We start from the raw sequence: 18131 nt of genomic DNA on the forward strand, positions 1-18131 counted from the left end.
TAGCCCCGCGAACTGGCGTCTGATCGCACCTAGGCGGCGCGCACTGCCGCCACCTCCACCGGGAGCGCGGGTGCTCGTACTGCTGATCCTCCACCTCGTGGCGGCGCTCGTCGCGCCGCTGCTGGTCCGGTGGTGGGGTCCGCGCGCCTGCTACCCGCTGGCACTCGCGCCGGCCGCCGCCTTCGGCTGGGCGGTGGCCCGCGCGCCCGCCGTGCGCGACGGCGGCGCGCTGGTCGAGACGTACCCCTGGGTGCCGCAGCTCCGGCTGGAGCTGGCCTTCCGGCTGACCACCCTCTCCTGGCTGCTGACCCTGCTCGTCGGCGGGGTCGGCGCGCTGGTGCTGGTCTACTGCGCCCGGTACTTCGCGGCCGGCGCGGTCGGGCTGGCCCAGTTCGCGGCCGTGCTGGTCGCCTTCGCCGGCGCGATGCTCGGCCTGGTGCTCGCCGACGACCTGCTGCTGCTCTACGTCTTCTGGGAGCTGACCACGATCTTCTCCTACCTGCTCATCGGCCACAGCGCGCAGCGGCGCGCCAGCCGGTGGGCGGCGACGCAGGCGCTCACCGTGACCACCCTGGGCGGGCTCGCCATGCTGGTCGGCTTCCTGATGCTCGGCCGGCACGCCGGGGGGTACCGCTGGTCGGTGATCGCCGCCGACCTGCCGCACGGCGGCTACCTGGTCACCGCAGTGCTGCTGGTGCTGGCCGGGGCGCTGGCCAAGTCGGCCATCCTGCCGTTCAGCTCCTGGCTGCCGCAGGCGATGGCCGCGCCGACGCCGGTCAGCGCTTACCTGCACGCGGCGGCGATGGTCAAGGCCGGCGTCTACCTGCTCGGGCTGCTCGCCCCGGCGCTGGCCACGGTCGGCCCGTGGCGGCCCGTGGTGGTCACCGCCGGGCTGCTCACCCTGCTGGCCGGGGGCTGGGCGGCGCTGCGGCAGGTCGACCTGAAGCTGCTGCTCGCGTACGGCACGATGAGCCAGCTCGGCCTGCTGGCCGTGGTGCTCGGCGCGGGCACCGCACAGGCCGCGCTCGCCGGCACGGTGATGCTGCTGGCGCACGCGCTGTTCAAGGCGGCGCTCTTCCTCGTCGTCGGCGCGATCGACCACTCCACCGGCACCCGCGACCTGCGGCTGCTGTCCGGGCTCGGGCGGCGGGCCCCGCTGCTGACCGCCGTCGCGGTGCTGGCCGCCGCCTCGATGGCCGGGCTGCCCCCGCTGGTCGGCTTCGTCGCCAAGGAGGCCGTCCTCGCCGCGTTCACCGACCACCCGCTCGTGCTGGCCGGGCTGGTCGCCGGCACCGCGCTCACCGTCGCCTACAGTGCCCGGTTCGTCTGGGGCGCGTTCGTCCGGCGTCCGCACGTCGAGCCGACCGAGCCGGCGCCGATCCCCGCCGCCATGCTGGGGCCGCCGGCCCTGCTGGCCGCCGCCGGGCTGGCCCTCGGCCTGCTCGCCGGCCCGCTGGGCGGGCTGCTGCGCCCGTACGCCGAGCTGTTCGGCCCGGTCCACGAGAAGCTCGCGCTCTGGCACGGGCCGACCGCCGCGCTCGGCCTGTCCGCCCTGGCGATCGGCGGCGGCGCGGCGCTGTTCGCGCTGCGCGGCCCGCTCGCCCCCGTGCTCGCCCGGGTGCGCGCGCCCGTGAGCGGAGCCCGGGGGTACGAGGGGCTGACCCGCGCCCTCGACCGCCTCGCCATCGAGGTCACCAGCGTCACCCAGCGCGGCTCCCTGCCCCAGTACCTCGGCACGATCCTGGTCGTCCTCGTCGTCGTGCCCGGCGGGGCGATGCTGACCGCCGGCCCGTGGCGGCGGCCGGTCGCGCTCTGGGACACCCCGTTGCAGCTCATGGTGGGCCTGATCACGGCGGCTGCCGCGCTGCTGGCCGTGGGCGCCCGCCGCCGCCTCACCGCGATGCTGCTGGTCGGGGTCACCGGCTACGGCACCGCGATGATCTTCGTCCTGCACGGCGCGCCCGACCTGGCGCTGACCCAGTTCCTGGTGGAGACGGCGACCATCGCGGTCTTCGTGCTCGTGCTGCGGCGGCTGCCCGAGCGGTTCTCCGTCCGCCCGCTGCGCCGCGCCCGGTGGGTGCGCCGGTCGACCGGGGTGGCGGTCGGGGTGGTGCTCGCCGGGCTCGGCCTGGTCGCGGCCGGGGCCCGGACCGCGCCGCCGGTCTCGCTGGACTTCCCGGCCCTGGCCGTCGCCCAGGGGTACGGCCGCAACGTGGTCAACGTGACCCTGGTGGACATCCGGGCCTGGGACACCATGGGGGAGCTCTCCGTGCTGGTGGCGACCGCGACCGGGGTGGCCAGCCTCGTCTTCCAGCGCTCCCGCACCGGCCCCCGCCCGCGCCGCCCCCGCCGGCCCGAGCGCCCGCCCCGCCGCCCGGAGCGCCCGGTGTGGCTGCGCGGCGGCCCCACCCTGCACGAGCGCCGCCGCTCGATCGTCTTCGAGGTGATCACCCGGCTGCTCTTCCACACCGTCGTGCTCTTCTCCATCTTCCTGCTCTTCGCCGGCCACAACGCACCCGGCGGCGGCTTCTCCGGCGGCTTGGTCGCCAGCCTCGCCCTGGCCGTGCGCTACCTGGCCGGCGGCCGGTACGAGCTGGCCGAGGCGGCCCCGGTCGGCGCCGGCACGATCCTCGGCGCGGGCCTGGCCGTGTCGGTCGGCACCGGCGCGACGGCCCTGCTCGCCGGCCGGTCGGTGCTGGAGAGCGCCACGCTCGACCTGCGGCTGCCCGGGATCGGCGACGTCCACCTGGTCACGTCGCTCTTCTTCGACATCGGCGTCTACCTGATCGTGGTCGGCCTGATGCTCGACATCCTGCGCAGCCTCGGCGCGGAGATCGACCGGCACATCGAGGCGACGGGCAGGGGCCAGCGCGGGCTGATCACCGACCGGGGGAGCCGGCAGTGAGGGGGACCGGGCTCACCCTGGTGCTGGTGGTCGTCGTCGGCGTGCTCGCCGGCAGCGGCGTCACCCTGCTGCTGGAGCGCAGCCTGACCCGGATCCTGCTCGGCGTGATCCTGCTCGGCAACGGGGTCAACGTGCTGATCCTGCTGGGCGGGCGGTCCGGCGGCGCGCCGGTGGTCGGCGCCGGTCCCGTGGAGCGGATGAGCGACCCGCTGCCGCAGGCGATGATCCTCACCGCCATCGTGATCACCTTCGGGCTCACCGCGTTCCTGCTCGCGGTCGCGTACCGGAGCTGGTACCTGACGGGCGACGACGAGGTGGAGGACGACCTGGAGGACCGCCAGGTCGCCGCGCTGGCCGCGCGCAACGAGCTGGCCGCGCCCGACCACGGCGGCGAGGGGCCCGACGACGATCCCGAGCAGGTGGATCCGGAGCCCCTCCCGCGCCGCCCGGGACCGACGCCGTGAGCGGGTACGCGGCACTCGTCCCGCTGCCGGTGGTCGTGCCGTTGCTGGGGGCCGCGCTCACCCTGCTGCTGGTCGACCGGCCGGGGCCGCAGCGCACCGTCAGCGTGGTGGGGCTGAGCGCCAGCCTGGTGGTCGCCGTCGTGCTGCTCGTCGAGGCGTACCGGAACGGGCCGGTGGTGATGCGGGTCGGCGGATGGCCCCCGACGGCGGGGATCGTGCTGGTCGCCGACCAGCTCGCCGCGCTGATGCTGGTGGTCTCCTCGGCGGTGACGCTGTGCGTGCTCTTCTACTCCATCGGCCAGGGCCGGGGGGAGACGGGCGAGTCCGCGCCGCTGGCCATCTACCACCCCACCTACCTGGTGCTCACCGCCGGGATCACCAACGCCTTCCTGGCCGGCGACCTGTTCAACCTCTTCGTCGGCTTCGAGATCCTGCTGGCCGCGAGCTTCGTGCTGATCACCCTCGGCGGCACCGAGGTCCGGATCCGCACCGGGGCGATGTACGTGGTGGTCAGCATCCTGTCCTCGATGATCTTCCTGGCCGGGACGGGTCTCGTGTACGCCGCCACGGGCACCCTGAACATGGCCCAGCTCGCCCAGCGGCTCGACGCGCTGCCCGACGGCGTACGGCTCAGCCTCCAGCTCGTCCTGCTGCTGGCGTTCGGGATCAAGGCCGCGGTGTTCCCGCTGTCGGCCTGGCTGCCGGACAGCTACCCCACGGCCCCCGCGCCGGTCACCGCGGTCTTCGCCGGCCTGCTCACCAAGGTCGGCGTGTACGCGATCATCCGCACCGAGACCCTGCTCTTCCCCGGCGGCGACGTCGATGGCCTGCTCATGGTGGTGGCCGGGCTGACCATGGCGGTCGGCATCCTCGGCGCGGTCGCCCAGTCGGACCTGAAGCGGATCTTCTCCTTCACGCTGGTCAGCCACATCGGCTACATGATCTTCGGCGTGGCGCTGAGCAGCGTCGCCGGGCTGGCCGGGGCGATCTTCTACGTGGTGCACCACATCACCATCCAGACCACCCTGTTCCTCGTCGCCGGGCTGGTCGAGGCGCGCGCCGGCAGCACCGACCTGCGCCGCCTCGGCGGTCTGGCCCGGGCCGCCCCGCTGCTCGGGCTGCTCTTCTTCGTCCCGGCGATGAACCTCGCCGGCATCCCGCCGTTCTCCGGGTTCCTCGGCAAGCTCGGCCTGCTCCAGGCCGGGGTGGCGGCCGGCGGGCCGCTGCCCTGGGCGCTGGTCGTCGCCGGCACCGCCACCAGCCTGCTCACCCTCTACGCCGCGTCCCGGGTGTGGAACATCGCGTTCTGGCGGGAGCCCCCGGCGGCCGTCGAGCAGCCGGCGGTCCGGCTGCCGAAGCTCATGGTCGCGGCCACCGCCGCCCTGGTCGGGCTGGGCCTGGTGCTCACCCTCGTCGCCGGCCCGCTCTTCGGGGTCACCACCGACGCGGCCACCGACCTGCGCGCCCGCACCCCGTACCTGCGCGCCGTCCTCCCCGGTGGCGCCCCGTGACCGGGGAGCCGCCCGCCCGGACCGGCCCCGGCGGCCCCGCCGCCGGGGCGGACGCCGCCCCGCCCCCGGCCCGTGCCCGGACGCGCCCCTGGCGCGACCGCCTCGTGGCGCTGGCCTGGATGGCGCTCATCTGGTGCCTGCTCTGGGGCCGGTTCACCTGGGGCAACCTGGTCGCCGGGCTGCTGGTCGCCGCGGCCGTGCTGGTCTTCTTCCCGCTGCCGCCGGTGACCTTCGGCGGCCGGCTGCGCCCCCGGGCGCTGCTGGTGCTGCTGGGCCGGTTCCTCACCGAGCTGGTCGTCGCGAGCGCGCATGTGGCCTGGCTCGCCGTGCGGTTCGGCCACCGGCCCCGGGACGCGATCATCGCCGTACGGCTGCGCGTGCGCACCGACCTGAACCTGGCGCTCACGGCCGAGCTGATCTCCCTCGTGCCCGGCACCCTGATCATCGAGGTCGACCGGGACCGGGGCGTGCTCTACGTGCACGTGCTCGACGCCCGAGGGCCGGAGGACCTGGCCGCCAGCCGCCGCCGGGTCCTCGTCACCGAGGCCCGCCTGGTCCGGGCGATCGGCTCCCCGGCCGAACTCCGCCTCCTCGACACCCCCGCCCCGGCCGACCCCGGCCGTCCGGGTGGTTTCGCCGATGCCGTCCGTCCCGTCGACAGGGGGCCCGAGAAGTGATCGTCGTCCTCGCCACCGCGCTGACCGTGCTCCTCTCGGTCACCGCGCTGCTCGCGCTCGTCCGGATGTACCGGGGGCCCTCGCTGCTGGACCGCGTCGTCGCGGCCGACGTCCTGCTCAACACCATGCTCGGGGCGGTCGGGGCGGAGGCGGCGGTCAACCGGCACGCGACCACCCTGCCCGTGCTCGTGGTGCTCTCCCTGCTCGGCTTCGTCGGCGCGGTGTCGCTGGCCCGCTTCGCGGCCCGGGAGGAACCGTGAGCGCGAGGAGTGAGCCGGTTCTGCGAGCCCCGCAGTCGCGAGCGAAGGGTGGCACCGTGAGCGCGAGGAGTGAGCCGGTGTTGCGAGCCCCGCAGTCGCGAAGGAAAGGCGGCATCGTGAGCGCGAGGAGTGAGCCGGTGTTGCGAGCCCCGCAGTCGCGAGCGAAGGGCGGCACCCCATGACCTGGGGGGCGGTCGCCGACTGGGCGGGCGCGGCCTGCCTCGTGCTCGGCGGCCTGCTGAGCCTCGTCGCCGGCATCGGCGTGCTGCGTTTCCCCACCGTACTCGACCGGATGCACGCAGCCACCAAGCCGCAGGTGCTCGGCGTGCTGCTGCTGCTCGCCGGGGTGGCGCTGCGGCTGCGCACCCCGTCCGACATCGGCATGATCGTGCTGGTGGCGATCTTCCAGCTCGCCACCGCCCCGGTGGCGGCCCAGATGATCGGCCGCGCCGCGTACCGTTCGGGCCGGGTCGAGCGCCCCCTGGCCGACGCCGACCAGCGGTGAGCCGCGACCGGCCGCCGGATGGTGCGCGCGACCGGCGGTCGGATTCGCGGCTCCTTTCCCTGCTCGCTCAGCGGACGCACAGCCGGGCCCGATAAAATGGACCGCATGATCGACTCTTCTGCCCAGGAGGGCAGCAGTAGCCAGCCGGGTCCTGCCCGGCGTTCTTCCTCCCCGACGACCACGGGAGCCCTGAGCGACCCGTGTTGATCGTCGTAGGACTCGTTCTCATCATCCTTCTCACCGCCGCCACGGGCTACTTCGTCGCCCAGGAGTTCGGCTACGTCGCCGTGGACCGGGGGCGGCTCAAGCAGCTCGCCGACGACGGCGACCAGGCCGCCGCCCGGGCCCTGGAGGTGACCGGCCGGCTCTCGTTCATGCTCTCCGGCGCGCAGCTCGGCATCACGGTGACCGCACTGCTCGTCGGTTACGTCGCCGAGCCGTTCCTGGGCGCGGGGCTGGCCGAGCTGCTCGGCGTGAGCGGGGTCTCCACCGGGGTCGCCCTGCCGCTCTCCGTCGCGCTGGCCCTGGTCATCGCGACCGTCGTGCAGATGGTCCTCGGCGAGCTGGCCCCGAAGAACCTGGCCATCGCCCGCGCCGAGCCGCTGGCCCGTGGGCTGGCCCGGTCGACCCTGCTCTACCTGAAGGTCGCCGGGCCGGTGATCACCCTGTTCGACAAGGCCGCCGTGCGCCTGCTGCGCCGGGTCGGCATCGAGCCGATCGAGGAGCTGCCCAGCGGCGCCACCCCGCAGGACCTGGAACAGATCATCGCCGAGTCCCGCGAGGAGGGGCACCTCGACGCCGAGATGTCCGACCTGCTCGACCGGGGGCTCGACTTCCGGGAGCTGACGGCCGGGGAGGCCATGGTGCCCCGGGTCGACGTGCACACCGTCCGCGCGCACGAGCCGCTGAGCCGGGTGGTCGAGCTGCTCGACACGGGGCACTCCCGGTTCCCCGTACGGGGCACCGAGGGCGTCGACGACCTGGTCGGCGTCGTCGGCATCTCCGACGTGCTGGCGGTGCCCCCGGCCGAGCGCGCGACCACCCCGGTCAGCGCGGTGGCCGGACCCCCGCTGCTGGTGCCGGAGACGCTGCCGCTGCCGACGGTGCTGGACCGGCTCCGGGTCGGCCACCGGCAGCTCGCCTGCGTGGTCGACGAGTACGGCGGCTTCGCCGGCGTGATCACGCTGGAGGACATCGCCGAGGAGCTGGTCGGCCCGATCCGCGACGAGGACGACCCGCCGGAGCGGGCGCCCGCCCGGCAGGACGACGGCTCCTGGGTGGTGCCGGCGCGCTGGCGCATCGACGAGGTCGCCGACAGCACCGGCATCGCCCTGCCCGAGGGCCCCGAGTACGACACCCTCTCCGGGCTGGTCATGCGGGAGCTGGGCCGGGTCCCCGAGGTGGGGGACCGGCTGGAGATCGGCCTGGCGGCCGACGGGGAGACCGACGCGGAGTCGCGCGCCCTGGTCGAGGTGCTCGCGGTGGACCGGCACGTCGCCGACTCGGTCCGGCTCCGGCTCGCCGGGGCGACCGCCGGCACCCCGGCCCGTAGGCGGACGGGGGGGACGGCATGAGTCCCGGCGTCGCCCTCTTCGTCTCCGTGGTGCTGCTGGCGCTGAACGCGTTCTTCGTGGCCGCCGAGTTCGCCCTGGTGGCCAGCAAGCGGTACCGGCTGGAACAGGCCGTCGCCACCGGCGGTGGCCGGGGCGCCCGCGCCGCCCTCGACGGCGTCCGCGAGCTGTCCCTGATGCTGGCCGGCGCGCAGCTCGGCATCACCCTGTGCACCCTGGGCCTGGGCGCGCTCGCCGAACCGGCGATCGAGGGCCTGCTCAGCCCGCTGCTGCACGCCGTCGGCCTGCCGGACGCGGCCAGCCACGTCGTGGCGCTGGTCTTCGCCCTGGCCCTGGTCACCTTCCTGCACCTGGTGGTCGGCGAGATGGCCCCGAAGTCGTGGGCGATCACCGACGCCGAGCGCTCGGCGACGCTGCTGGCGCTGCCGTTCCGGGCCTTCGCCCGGGTGGCCCGGCCGGTGCTGTCGCTGCTCAACGCCCTGGCCAACGCGATGCTGCGGCTGGTCCGGGTGAACCCCCAGGACCAACTGGCCCAGGTGCACGGCCCGGACGAGCTGCGCATCCTGCTGGAGCAGTCCCGCGAGCACGGGCTGCTCGGCGCGGAGCAGCACCAGATGCTCACCAGCATGTTGGAGTTGCAGGGCACCACGGTCGCCCAGGTGATGGAGCCCTTCGACCGGATCGTCACGGTCGGCCGGGACGACCCGGCGGACCGGGTCGAGCAGGTCTCCCGGGACAGCGGCCGGTCCCGGCTGGCCGTGCTGGACTCCGGCGGCGAGGTGTGCGGCCTGGTGCACGTCCGCGAGGCCGTGCGCGCCACCACCGCCGGCCGGTCGACCACGGCCGGCGAGCTGATGACCGACGCGTTCACCCTGCCGGCGGAGGCGTCGGTGACGGAGGCCGTGGCCGCGATGAAGGGCCGGCAGGCCCAGCTCGCCCTCGTCAGCAACGGCGGCGGCCCGACCCGTCCGATCGGCTTCGTCGCGCTGGAGGACCTGCTGGAGGAGGTCATCGGCGAGTTCGACGACGAGACCGACCCGGTGCCCCGGGGCCGCCGGATGCGCTGACCGTCGCTCGTCCCCGGCCGCCGGCCCGCGACGCCCCCTCCGGGCGTCGTCGGCCGGCGGCCGTCGTCGTGGGGCCGTCGCGCCGGTCCGGCCGGGCGGGACTGTCCGGCCGGCGGGTGGGAAAGCCGTGCCACCACCGAGGGGTATGGAGGGAGCGCCGTGCGGCTGACCGGGGTGTCGCCGGAGTCCGGCTGGACGGGGCTGTCGGTGCGGACCACGCTGCCCAACCCGAGCACCCGTCCGGGTCTGCGGCTGCCCGGCCGCGTCACGCTGCGCGCAGGGCGCGACGACGTACCAATTCGGCACGTCCGGCTGGGGTTGGTCAGCCAGGTCGAGCCCGAGGACCCGGGCGTGCCCCGCCGGCTCGTCCAGTTCCACGACGTGCCGGTCGCGGGGGCGTTCGTGGTGCCGGCGGGCCGGCGGCGGGCGGTGGACTTCGCGCTGCCGCTGCCCTGGGAGACCCCGGTGACGATGCTCGGCGGGGTGCCGCTGCTGAGCCTGCGGACGGGCCTGCGCACCGAGGTGGCGGTGGACGTGGACCTCGACCAGGGCTCGATGGTGCCGGTCTTCGTCCACCCGCTCCCCACCCAGCAGCACGTCCTCGCCGCGCTGGACACGCTCGGCTTCAGCCCGCGCCACGCGGGGTTGGTGTGGGGGCGACTGCCCGGGGTGGAGCAGGCCCTCCCGCTGCACCAGCGGCTCGGCTGGTGGGTCGCGCCGCTGTACGCGGGCCCGATCACCGAGCTGGAGGTGATCTTCGTGGCGAACGCGGCCGGCCTGGAGGTGATCCTCTGGGCCGACCGCCGGCTCTCCCTGGCCGGGGTCACCCACCAGAGCATCAGCCGGTTCCGGGTGTGGCACGCGGGAGCGGACCGGGCCGACTGGGTGGCCGTGGTGGACGGCTGGCTGCGGCACGCGATCAACCGGCACGCCGCCGCGGCGGCGCACAGCGACTGGTCGGCCCAGGTCACCGAGTCGGCGCACGTCAGCCGGCCGCCGGACGAGCCCGTCCGCCCCGGGTACGGCCTGGGCGGCACCGCGGGCGGCTCCGGCATCGGCGGCGGGGGCGGAGGCGGCGACGGCACCTGAGCCGCCTCCGTCTCCGCCCCCGCCCTACCTCCGCCGCCGCCTCCCCCCGTGGTGAGGAGGGCGCCCTTCTCTACCTCAGGCGTTGAGAAGGGGCCCTTCCTTACAGCGAGGCGGTGGCGAGCTTGACGCTGAATCCGAGGAACAGCGCGCCCACCCCGGTGCTCGCCCCGGCCGCCATCCGGCGGCGCTGCCGGAACTGCGCCGCCAGGAACGTCCCCGCGAAGATCAGCGCGGTCAGGTACAGCACGCTGGTCACCTGGGCGATCAGCCCGAGCAGCAGGAACGACAGCGCCGGCCAGGCGTACCCGGGGTCGACGAACTGGATGAAGAACGAGATGAAGAAGAGGATCGCCTTCGGGTTGAGCAGGCTGACCACGAGCGCCCGCCGGAACGGGCTGCGCAGCTCCGCCGGCTCCGCGGCGTCGATCAGCCGCGGCGCGGTCGGGTCGTTGCGGTCGCGCCAGCGCCGCCACGCGCCGCGCAGCATCGTCAACCCCACCCAGCCCAGGTACGCCGCACCCGCGTACTTCACGACGAGGAAGAGCGGCGGGTACGCCTTCAGCAGCGACGCCACCCCGGCGGCGGAGAGGATCATCAGCACCGCGTCGCCGAGGAAGACCCCGCCGGCGGCCCGGTAGCCGGCCCGCACCCCGCGCTTGGCGGCGGTGGAGAGCACGAAGAGCGAGTTCGGGCCGGGGAGGAGGACGATCGCCACGGTCCCCAGCACATATGTCCAGATGTCGGTGATGCCCAGCACGCCCGCCATCATCGCGCCGGCGCCGCCGCCGGACGAAGCCGTTCCCGGAGCCTGGCCTGTGCCGTCGGCCACTCGTCGATGGTCATCGAGTACTGGACGGTGTCCCGCCAGGAGCCGTCGGGGCGGAGGCGGTGCTTGCGCAGCACCCCCTCCCGGCCCGCGCCGAGCCGCTCGATGGCCCGCTGCGAGCGCTCGTTGCGGATGTCGGTGTGCCAGACCACCCGCGCCGCGCCCAGCTCCTCGAAGGCGTGGGTGAGCAGCAGCAGCTTGGCCTCGGTGTTGATCCCGCTCCGCCACCACGGCCGGCCCAGGTAGGTGTAGCCGATCGCCACCGCCCGCAGCGCCGGGTCGACCTCGTAGAAGGAGGTCGTGCCGACCACCGCGCCGGTGACGGCGCAGCGCTGCGCCCACGGCACCCGCTGGCCCCGGTGGTGTGCGGTCAGCGCCGTCTGGACCAGCTCGGCCGTCCCGGCGGGCTCGGTCGGCTGCCGGCTGATGGAGTCCCGCCACACCTCCGGGTCGGCCAGGGCGGCGTGCAACCCGTCGGTGTGCGCGAGGTCCAGCGGTTCGAGGACGACGTGCTCGCCGCGCAGCACCACCGGCTCCAGCCAGGGCGACCGGGGCGGGCGCAGGTACGCCGGCAGCGGCGCGGTCACCCCGGGGGCCGGCTCGGGCAGCCCGGCGGTCAGCGTCAGCGGCACCACCCCGGCCCAGTGCGGCAGGTCCAGGTCGGTCGGCTCGTCGCCGACCCCGCCGCTGCGGGCGCGGACGGACACCTCGCGCAGCGGCAGCGCCAGGACCGCCGTCTCGGCCAGCTCCCGGCGGTTCGGCGGCCGGGCGTCCGCGCTGCGCCCGGCGGCCACCTTCTCCACCAGGGCGGTCAGCGCGGCGGACTTCTCGCCCGGGTCGGTGACCAGGTGCGCGGTGCCGTGCGCCACCACCGACCGGTAGTTGGCGCTGTGGTGGAACTGGGAGCGGGCGTAGATCAGGCCGTCGAGCAGGGTCACCGCGACGCAGACCGGCAGGCCGTCGCCCCGGGCGGCGAGCAGCGGCCGGCTGCCGGTGGAGCCGTGCAGGTAGAGCGTGTCGCCGACCCGCACGTGCAGGGTGGGCAGCACCCGGGGCTCGCCGTCCACGACGAACCCGAGCGCGCAGTGGTAGGCCTCGTCGATCACCGCGTGGGCGGCGGTGGGGTCGTGGCTCATCCGGTCGCGGAGGCGGGTGGCGGTGGTCCGGGGAGTGGAAGGGTACATGCGACGGTCCACCTTTGTTCTAGTACAATGTTGCGTTTGTGGCGATACAATATCCGATCATCGGCGCGACGGCCGCCGAGATTTCGGCCAGCATCGAATCGGGCATCCGTTCCGGGGCGCTCCCACCCGGTGCCGCCCTGCCCCCGGTGCGGGGCCTCGCCGCCGAGCTGGGGGTCAGCCCGGCCACGGCCGCCCACGCGTACCAGGAGCTGCGCCGGCGCGGCCTGCTCGCCACCGCCGGGCGGCACGGCACCCGGGTCCGCCCCCGCCCGCCGGTGGCCGCCCGCCGGGCGCTGATCCCGGCCCCCGCCCCCGGCGTGCGCGACCTGTCCCTCGGCGAGCCCGACGTCCGGCTGCTCCCGTCGTACGGCCCGCACCTGGCCGCGCTCGCGGCCGAGTTCGCCACCCCCCTCGGGTACGCCTCGGCCGGCGTCCTGCCCGAGCTGGTCGCCGCCGCCCGCGAGCGGCTCGCCGCCGACGGGGTGCCCGCCGACGAGGTCACCCTGACCGGCGGGGCGCTCGACGGCATCGAGCGCCTGCTCGCCGGCAACCTGCGCCCCGGTGACGCGGTGGCCGTGGAGGACCCGGGCTGGGCCAACCTGCTCGACCTGATCGCCGCGCTCGGGCTGCGCCCCATCGGGGTGCCCGTGGACGACGAGGGGCCGGTCGAGGCCGGGGTGCGCGCCGCCCTGGCCGCCGGGGCGCGGGCCCTCGTGGTGACCAGCCGGGCGCAGAACCCGACCGGGGCGGCCGTCTCCGCGGACCGGGCCGCCGCGCTGCGCGCCCTCCTCGCCGGCCGCGAGGACCTGCTGCTCATCGAGGACGACCACGCCGCCGAGCTGGCCCGTGTACCGCTGCATCCGCTCGCCGGGGTGACCGGCGCGTGGGCCTTCGTCCGGTCGGTGAGCAAACCGTACGGGCCCGATCTGCGGCTCGCCGTGCTGGCCGGCGACGAGACCACCGTGGCCCGGATCGCCGGCCGGGCCCGGGTCGGCGCCGGCTGGGTCTCCACCGTGCTGCAACGCCTCGTGCTCGCGCTCTGGCGCGATCCGGCCGTCGCCGCCCTGGTCGACCGGGCCGCCGCCGGATACGACGGCCGCCGGGACGGGCTGCTCGCCGCGCTGGCGGCGCGGGGCCTGACCGCGCGTGGCCGCACCGGCATCAACGTCTGGTTGCCGGTGCCGGACGAGACTGTCGCCCTCACCGCGCTGCGCGACGCCGGCTGGGGGGTCGCCCCCGGCGCGCCGTTCCGGATCGCCGCCGACCCCGCCCTGCGGATCACGGTCAGCTCCCTCGACGCCGCCGATCTCCCCGGGTTGGCCGACGCGTTGGCCGCCGCCGCCCGCCCCCTGCCCCGCTTCACCGCCTGACCCCACTCACCCGTATCCCCGTCGCGCCTGCCGCCTGTGTCGCGCCCGAGGGGGTAGAACATTCGCCATGGCCGAGACCGAGACCGCCCCCGGGGCCCAGCGGTTCATCCCGCCGCGGGCCGACACCATCGACGAACTGCGTGCCGCCGCCGGCGGCTGCCGGGGCTGCGAGCTGTACCGCGACGCCACCCAGACCGTCTTCGGTCGCGGCGGCGAGAGCGCGCGGGTGGTGCTGGTCGGCGAGCAGCCCGGCGACATGGAGGACCAGAAGGGGCTGCCGTTCGTCGGGCCGGCCGGCCGGCTGCTGCGCCGGGCGGTCGACGACGCCGGGCTCGACCCCGCCCAGCTCTACCTCACCAACGCCGTCAAGCACTTCCGTTTCGAGCTGCGCGGCCGGCGGCGCATCCACCAGACGCCGGACCGGGTGCACGTCACCGCGTGCCGCCCCTGGCTGGTGGCGGAGTTCGCCCGGCTGCGCCCCGAGGTCGTGGTGGTGCTGGGCGCGACCGCCGCGAAGGCGCTGCTCGGCCCGTCGTTCCGGGTGACCCGGCAGCGGGGCGCGCTGATGCCGTGGCCGGCGTCGGCCGAGCGGCCGGAGGACTTCGCGCGGGTTCCGGTCGACTCCGCCGGCAAGGTGGCCGACGCCCCGGCGGCCCGGCTCCTGGCCACCATCCACCCGTCGGCCGTGCTCCGCGCCGACGACCAGGACGCCGCGTACGCCGGCCTGGTCGCCGACCTCACGATCGCCGCCGGGGCCCTGTCCGCCTGACCCGGGCTCCGGTCTCGGCCGTCAGCAGGCCCGAGAGCCGGCGCGGGGCGCGTTGCGCAAGGATGTGAGGGCTCGCCACCCCTTACCGAGGAGCCCCATGGCCACCGACGTCACCGCGCCCGCCCCGCCCCGGCCCGACGTAGCCGCGATCCAGCGCCGGACGGTCCGCCTGCTCTTCCTGACCCAGATCATCGGCGGGATCGGCGTCACCATCGGCATCTCGGTCGGCGCGCTGCTCGCCGCCCGGATCGCCGGCACGGCCGTCGCCGGCCTGGCGCAGAGCGCCGGGGTGGTGGGCGGCGCGCTGCTCGCGATCCCGGTGACCCGGATCATGGCGGGGTACGGCCGCCGGCCGGGGCTGGTCACCGCGTACGTGGTCGGGGCCGCCGGGGGCGTGCTGGTGGTGCTCGCCGCGGCGATCCGCCAGCCGCCGCTGCTCTTCGTCGGGATGCTGCTCTTCGGCGGTGGTACGGCCGCCAACCTCCAGGCCCGCTACACGGCCGTCGACCTCGCCGAACCGGCCCGCCGGGGCCGCCAGCTCTCCCTGGTCGTCTGGGCCACCACGATCGGGGCGGTGGCCGCGCCGAACTTCGCCACGCTCGCCGACCTGACCACCCGGGGCTGGGGGCTGCCGCCGCTGGCCGGGCCGTTCGCGTTCAGCGCCGTGGCGTTCGCGCTCGCCGCCGCCGTACTGCTGGGGTGGCTGCGGCCCGACCCGCTGCTCACCGCGCGTCGGCTCGCGGCGGCCGACGCCGGGGCGGCCGACCCCGCGACGACCGGCCGGCAGGGCGGGGGGATGCTGGCCGCCTGGCGGGTGGTCCGCGCACGACCGGCGGCCCGGCTGGGCATCGCCGCCGTCGCGGGCGGCCACCTGGCGATGGTGGCGGTGATGTCGATGACCCCGGTACGCCTCGGCGAGTACCACTCCGACGCCGCCGTGCTCGGGGTGGTCGGGGTCGTGCTCAGCCTGCACATCGCCGGCATGTACGCGCTCTCCCCGGTGGTGGGCTGGCTCACCGACCGGCTCGGGCGCCGCCCCGTGATCCTCGGCGCGCTCGGGCTGCTGCTGGCCGCCTGCGCGGTGGCCGGCGGCTCCGGGCACCACACCTCCGGGCTCACCGTCGGCCTGGTCCTGCTCGGGCTCGGCTGGTCGGGGACGATGGTGGCCGGTTCCACCCTGCTGTCCGAGTCGGTGCCCACCGCCGTGCGGCCCGGCGTGCAGGGGCTCTCCGACCTGACGATGGGGCTGGCCGGGGCGGGGGCCGCCGCGCTGAGCGGGTTCGTCGTGGAGGCCGCCGGGTATCCGACGCTCACCCTGCTCGCGGCGATCGCGATCGTGCCGCTGGTGGCGCTAGCGTTGCGTCCGGTGCCGCGCCGGGCACCGGACGAGGAGGACTGAACGTGCGGCTGACCGACTTCTGGGCCCGCCTGGAGGAGGCGTTCGGGCGGGGCTACGCGACCAGCATCGCCTCGGACCAGGTGCTGTCCCAACTCGGCGGGCGGACCATCGAGCAGGCGCTGAGATCAGGTGAGCAGACCCACGTCGTGTGGCGGGCGGTGGTCGCCGCCTACCCCGACCGGGTGCCCGCGCGGCTACGCTGAGCAGCAGTTTCGCCACTTCCGCGTGTCGCTTGTCGAGTCGTACACCTGTTCGGCTATTGTCCACAGCGGGGTGCTCGTCCACAGCTCGCGGCCGGTCGGCTGGTTTTCTGTCGGACCCAGCGCCTAGCGTGTCCGCGTGACGCGAAGCTCAGGAAAGACGCCGGCGAAGGCAGGGGTGGCAACGATGGCGGCAGGTCCTGACCGGGAGAAGGCGCTCGACCTTGCTCTCGCTCAGATCGACAAGCAGTTCGGCAAGGGTTCGGTGATGCGGCTGGGGGAGCGCCCGGTCATCCAGACCTCGGTGATCCCGACCGGGTCCATCGCCCTCGACGTGGCGCTCGGCGTGGGCGGCCTGCCCCGCGGCCGGGTGGTCGAGATCTACGGCCCGGAGTCCAGCGGTAAGACGACGGTGGCCCTGCACGCGGTGGCCAACGCCCAGCGGGCCGGCGGCATCGCCGCCTTCGTCGACGCCGAGCACGCGCTCGACCCGGAGTACGCGAAGGCCCTCGGCGTCGACACCGACGCCCTGCTGGTCTCGCAGCCCGACACGGGCGAGCAGGCGCTGGAGATCGCGGACATGCTGGTCCGCTCCGGCGCGATCGACATCATCGTGATCGACTCGGTGGCGGCCCTGGTGCCGCGCGCCGAGATCGAGGGTGAGATGGGCGACAGCCACGTGGGTCTCCAGGCGCGGCTGATGAGCCAGGCGCTGCGGAAGATCACCGGTGTGCTCAACAACACCGGCACCACCGCGATCTTCATCAACCAGCTCCGCGAGAAGATCGGGGTCATGTTCGGCTGCATGTCGTACTCGACCAGGGTCACCCTGGCGGACGGCACACAGGAGAAGATCGGCAAGATCGTCAATCAGCGGATGGACGTCGAGGTTCTCTCCTACGACCCGGAGACCGACCGGGTGGAGCCGAAGCGGATCACCAACTGGTTCAACAACGGCCCGGCGGAGCAGTTCCTCCAGTTCACGGTGGCGAAGTCGGGCGGCAACGGCCGGGCCCAGTTCGCCGCCACGGCCAACCACCTGGTCCGTACGCCCGGTGGCTGGCGCGAGGCCGGTGAGCTCATCGCCGGTGACCGCGTGATGCTGGCCGAGCCGCGTCGCCTCAGCGAGCAGCAGTGGCAGATCGTGCTCGGCTCGCTGATGGGCGACGGCGCCCTCTCCCCGAACCGGAACGATCGGGCCGGGGTCCGGTTCCGGCTCGGCCACGGTGCGGCGCAGGTCGACTACCTGGACTGGAAGGTGTCGCTGCTCGGCAACATCAACCACTCCCGGCGGACCGACCCGCGCGGGGCGTCCTTCGCAGACTTCACCCCGTTGCCCGAGCTGGACGAGCTGCGTCGTGCGGTCTACCTGGGCGACGGCATGAAGCACCTGAGCTGGGACTACCTCAAGGCGCTGACCCCGCTCGCACTCGCGGTGTGGTACATGGACGACGGCTGCTTCACGCTGCGCTCCAAGGGCGTGCAGGAGCGCACGGCGGGGGGCTCCGGCCGGATCGAGATCTGCGTCGAGGCGATGGCCGAGGGCAGCCGTGCCCGGCTGGTCGAGCACCTGCGCGACGCCTACGGGCTGGACGTGAAGCTGGTGGCTCGCGGTGCCCGCCAGACGGCCTCGATCCTCTTCACCACCGAGGCGTCGGCGGCGTTCCAGGCCCTCGTCGCCCCGTACGTGCCGGCGGCGATGGAGTCCAAGCTGCTGCCGAGGTTCCGTGGCCAGTGCGCCGTCGAGCCGCAGTTCGTCTCGGCGGAGCTGAGGCCCGTGCCGGCGCGGATCGTCGATGTGCATGTGAAGCCCAAGACGCGCTCGATGAACCGCTTCGACATCGAGGTGGAGGGCAACCACAACTACTTCGTCGACGGCGTCATGGTGCACAACAGCCCCGAGACGACCACCGGTGGCCGGGCGCTGAAGTTCTACGCCTCGGTCCGGCTCGACGTGCGCCGCATCGAGAGCCTCAAGGACGGCACCGACGTGGTCGGCAACCGCACCCGGGTCAAGGTGGTGAAGAACAAGGTCGCCGCGCCGTTCAAGCAGGCCGAGTTCGACATCATGTACGGCAAGGGCATCTCCCGCGAGGGCTCGCTCATCGACGTGGGCGTGGAGCAGGCGATCATCCGCAAGTCCGGCGCCTGGTACACCTACGACGGCGACCAGCTCGGCCAGGGCAAGGAGAAGGCCCGCGAGTTCCTCCGGGAGAACCCGGACGTGGCGGCCGAGATCGAGAAGAAGATCCTGGAGAAGCTCGGCGTCGGGGTCGGCGCGGGCGACGCCGCCGGCGGCCCGGAGCTGCCGCCGGTCGACTTCTGACCGGTCGC

Annotated in this window: 16 protein-coding genes and 2 pseudogenes; 16 read left to right on the forward strand and 2 right to left on the reverse strand. The window is 74.8% G+C overall.

Translation table 11 applies throughout. From position 1 onward, the window contains the following. The first annotated feature begins 70 nt into the window (after positions 1 to 70). The 9 genes from LPU43_RS15765 (at position 71) to LPU43_RS15805 (ending at position 10049) form a co-directional block, all read left to right on the forward strand. Complete coding sequence (locus LPU43_RS15765; protein WP_229401188.1) at positions 71 to 2905, forward strand: Na+/H+ antiporter subunit A; 2835 nt, start codon at positions 71 to 73, stop codon at positions 2903 to 2905. Further along, entirely contained in the window at positions 2902 to 3369 is a 468-nt protein-coding gene (locus LPU43_RS15770) for a Na(+)/H(+) antiporter subunit C (protein ID WP_229401189.1), read from the forward strand. The genes LPU43_RS15765 and LPU43_RS15770 overlap by 4 nt, the downstream gene beginning before the upstream one ends. Next, the gene (locus LPU43_RS15775) at positions 3366 to 4880 is read left to right on the forward strand and encodes a Na+/H+ antiporter subunit D (RefSeq protein ID WP_229401190.1); all 1515 of its coding nucleotides are present in this window, start codon (positions 3366 to 3368) and stop codon (positions 4878 to 4880) included. The genes LPU43_RS15770 and LPU43_RS15775 overlap by 4 nt, the downstream gene beginning before the upstream one ends. Next, positions 4877 to 5557, forward strand: a complete 681-nt coding sequence (locus LPU43_RS15780; RefSeq protein WP_255686074.1) for a Na+/H+ antiporter subunit E — start codon at positions 4877 to 4879, stop codon at positions 5555 to 5557. Before LPU43_RS15775 ends, LPU43_RS15780 begins: the two co-directional genes overlap by 4 nt. Further along, on the forward strand, positions 5554 to 5817 hold the full coding sequence (locus LPU43_RS15785) for an MrpF/PhaF family protein (RefSeq protein ID WP_229401191.1): 264 nt from the start codon (positions 5554 to 5556) through the stop codon (positions 5815 to 5817). Before LPU43_RS15780 ends, LPU43_RS15785 begins: the two co-directional genes overlap by 4 nt. A 178-nt stretch (positions 5818 to 5995) precedes the next feature. Beyond that, positions 5996 to 6322 (forward strand): monovalent cation/H(+) antiporter subunit G, encoded by a 327-nt coding sequence (gene mnhG / locus LPU43_RS15790; RefSeq protein ID WP_229401192.1) that lies wholly within the window; start codon positions 5996 to 5998, stop codon positions 6320 to 6322. Positions 6323 to 6522: 200 nt separating this feature from the next. Further along, a complete protein-coding gene (locus LPU43_RS15795; RefSeq protein ID WP_229401193.1) occupies positions 6523 to 7896 on the forward strand; it encodes a hemolysin family protein in 1374 nt (457 codons plus the stop codon). Continuing rightward, positions 7893 to 8960, forward strand: a complete 1068-nt coding sequence (locus LPU43_RS15800; protein ID WP_229401194.1) for a hemolysin family protein — start codon at positions 7893 to 7895, stop codon at positions 8958 to 8960. Before LPU43_RS15795 ends, LPU43_RS15800 begins: the two co-directional genes overlap by 4 nt. Positions 8961 to 9119: 159 nt before the next feature. Beyond that, positions 9120 to 10049 carry a sporulation protein gene (locus tag LPU43_RS15805; RefSeq protein ID WP_229401195.1) on the forward strand — a complete coding sequence of 310 codons (930 nt, stop codon included), beginning with the start codon at positions 9120 to 9122 and terminating at the stop codon, positions 10047 to 10049. A 100-nt stretch (positions 10050 to 10149) separates the two neighbouring features. On the opposite strand, the gene leuE is transcribed toward LPU43_RS15805, so the two are convergent. Beyond that, the gene (gene leuE / locus LPU43_RS15810; protein ID WP_229401396.1) at positions 10150 to 10818 is read right to left on the reverse strand and encodes a leucine efflux protein LeuE; all 669 of its coding nucleotides are present in this window, start codon (positions 10816 to 10818) and stop codon (positions 10150 to 10152) included. Continuing rightward, a complete protein-coding gene (locus LPU43_RS15815) occupies positions 10815 to 12059 on the reverse strand; it encodes a bifunctional pyridoxamine 5'-phosphate oxidase family protein/GNAT family N-acetyltransferase (RefSeq protein ID WP_229401196.1) in 1245 nt (414 codons plus the stop codon). Before LPU43_RS15815 ends, leuE begins: the two co-directional genes overlap by 4 nt. Positions 12060 to 12097: 38 nt before the next feature. Between LPU43_RS15815 and LPU43_RS15820 the strand changes: the two genes are divergently transcribed. From LPU43_RS15820 to LPU43_RS28700, 7 genes and pseudogenes are all read left to right on the forward strand, one after another. Further along, complete coding sequence (locus tag LPU43_RS15820; protein ID WP_229401197.1) at positions 12098 to 13429, forward strand: aminotransferase class I/II-fold pyridoxal phosphate-dependent enzyme; 1332 nt, start codon at positions 12098 to 12100, stop codon at positions 13427 to 13429. Between the two features lie 67 nt (positions 13430 to 13496). Then, positions 13497 to 14198, forward strand: a complete 702-nt coding sequence (locus tag LPU43_RS15825) for a UdgX family uracil-DNA binding protein (protein ID WP_229401198.1) — start codon at positions 13497 to 13499, stop codon at positions 14196 to 14198. A 97-nt stretch (positions 14199 to 14295) separates the two neighbouring features. Beyond that, positions 14296 to 15597 (forward strand): MFS transporter, encoded by a 1302-nt coding sequence (locus LPU43_RS15830; RefSeq protein WP_229401199.1) that lies wholly within the window; start codon positions 14296 to 14298, stop codon positions 15595 to 15597. A gap of 2 nt (positions 15598 to 15599) precedes the next feature. Then, positions 15600 to 15800: a DUF3046 domain-containing protein gene (locus tag LPU43_RS15835; protein WP_229401200.1), complete on the forward strand. Its 201-nt coding sequence runs from the start codon at positions 15600 to 15602 to the stop codon at positions 15798 to 15800. Between the two features lie 184 nt (positions 15801 to 15984). Beyond that, positions 15985 to 16836, forward strand: a pseudogene (gene recA / locus LPU43_RS28690) (recombinase RecA); the annotation flags it as partial. A gap of 42 nt (positions 16837 to 16878) precedes the next feature. Beyond that, positions 16879 to 17451 (forward strand): annotated as a pseudogene (locus LPU43_RS28695) (LAGLIDADG endonuclease); the annotation flags it as partial. Positions 17452 to 17622: 171 nt separating this feature from the next. Beyond that, positions 17623 to 18123: a hypothetical protein gene (locus tag LPU43_RS28700; RefSeq protein ID WP_223884623.1), complete on the forward strand. Its 501-nt coding sequence runs from the start codon at positions 17623 to 17625 to the stop codon at positions 18121 to 18123. Positions 18124 to 18131: the final 8 nt, after the last annotated feature.

This window comes from Micromonospora okii (assembly GCF_020884795.1).
Taxonomy (GTDB): Bacteria; Actinomycetota; Actinomycetes; order Mycobacteriales; family Micromonosporaceae; genus Micromonospora; species Micromonospora okii.

Coding starts and splice junctions, on each gene's coding strand:
- mnhG (WP_229401192.1), top strand. CDS start 5,996: ATGACCTGGGGGGCGGTCGCCGACTGGGCGGGCGCGGCCTGCCTCGTG.
- LPU43_RS15800 (WP_229401194.1), top strand. CDS start 7,893: ATGAGTCCCGGCGTCGCCCTCTTCGTCTCCGTGGTGCTGCTGGCGCTG.
- leuE (WP_229401396.1), bottom strand. CDS start 10,818: ATGATGGCGGGCGTGCTGGGCATCACCGACATCTGGACATATGTGCTG.
- LPU43_RS15815 (WP_229401196.1), bottom strand. CDS start 12,059: ATGTACCCTTCCACTCCCCGGACCACCGCCACCCGCCTCCGCGACCGG.
- LPU43_RS15825 (WP_229401198.1), top strand. CDS start 13,497: ATGGCCGAGACCGAGACCGCCCCCGGGGCCCAGCGGTTCATCCCGCCG.
- LPU43_RS15830 (WP_229401199.1), top strand. CDS start 14,296: ATGGCCACCGACGTCACCGCGCCCGCCCCGCCCCGGCCCGACGTAGCC.
- LPU43_RS28700 (WP_223884623.1), top strand. CDS start 17,623: ATGAACCGCTTCGACATCGAGGTGGAGGGCAACCACAACTACTTCGTC.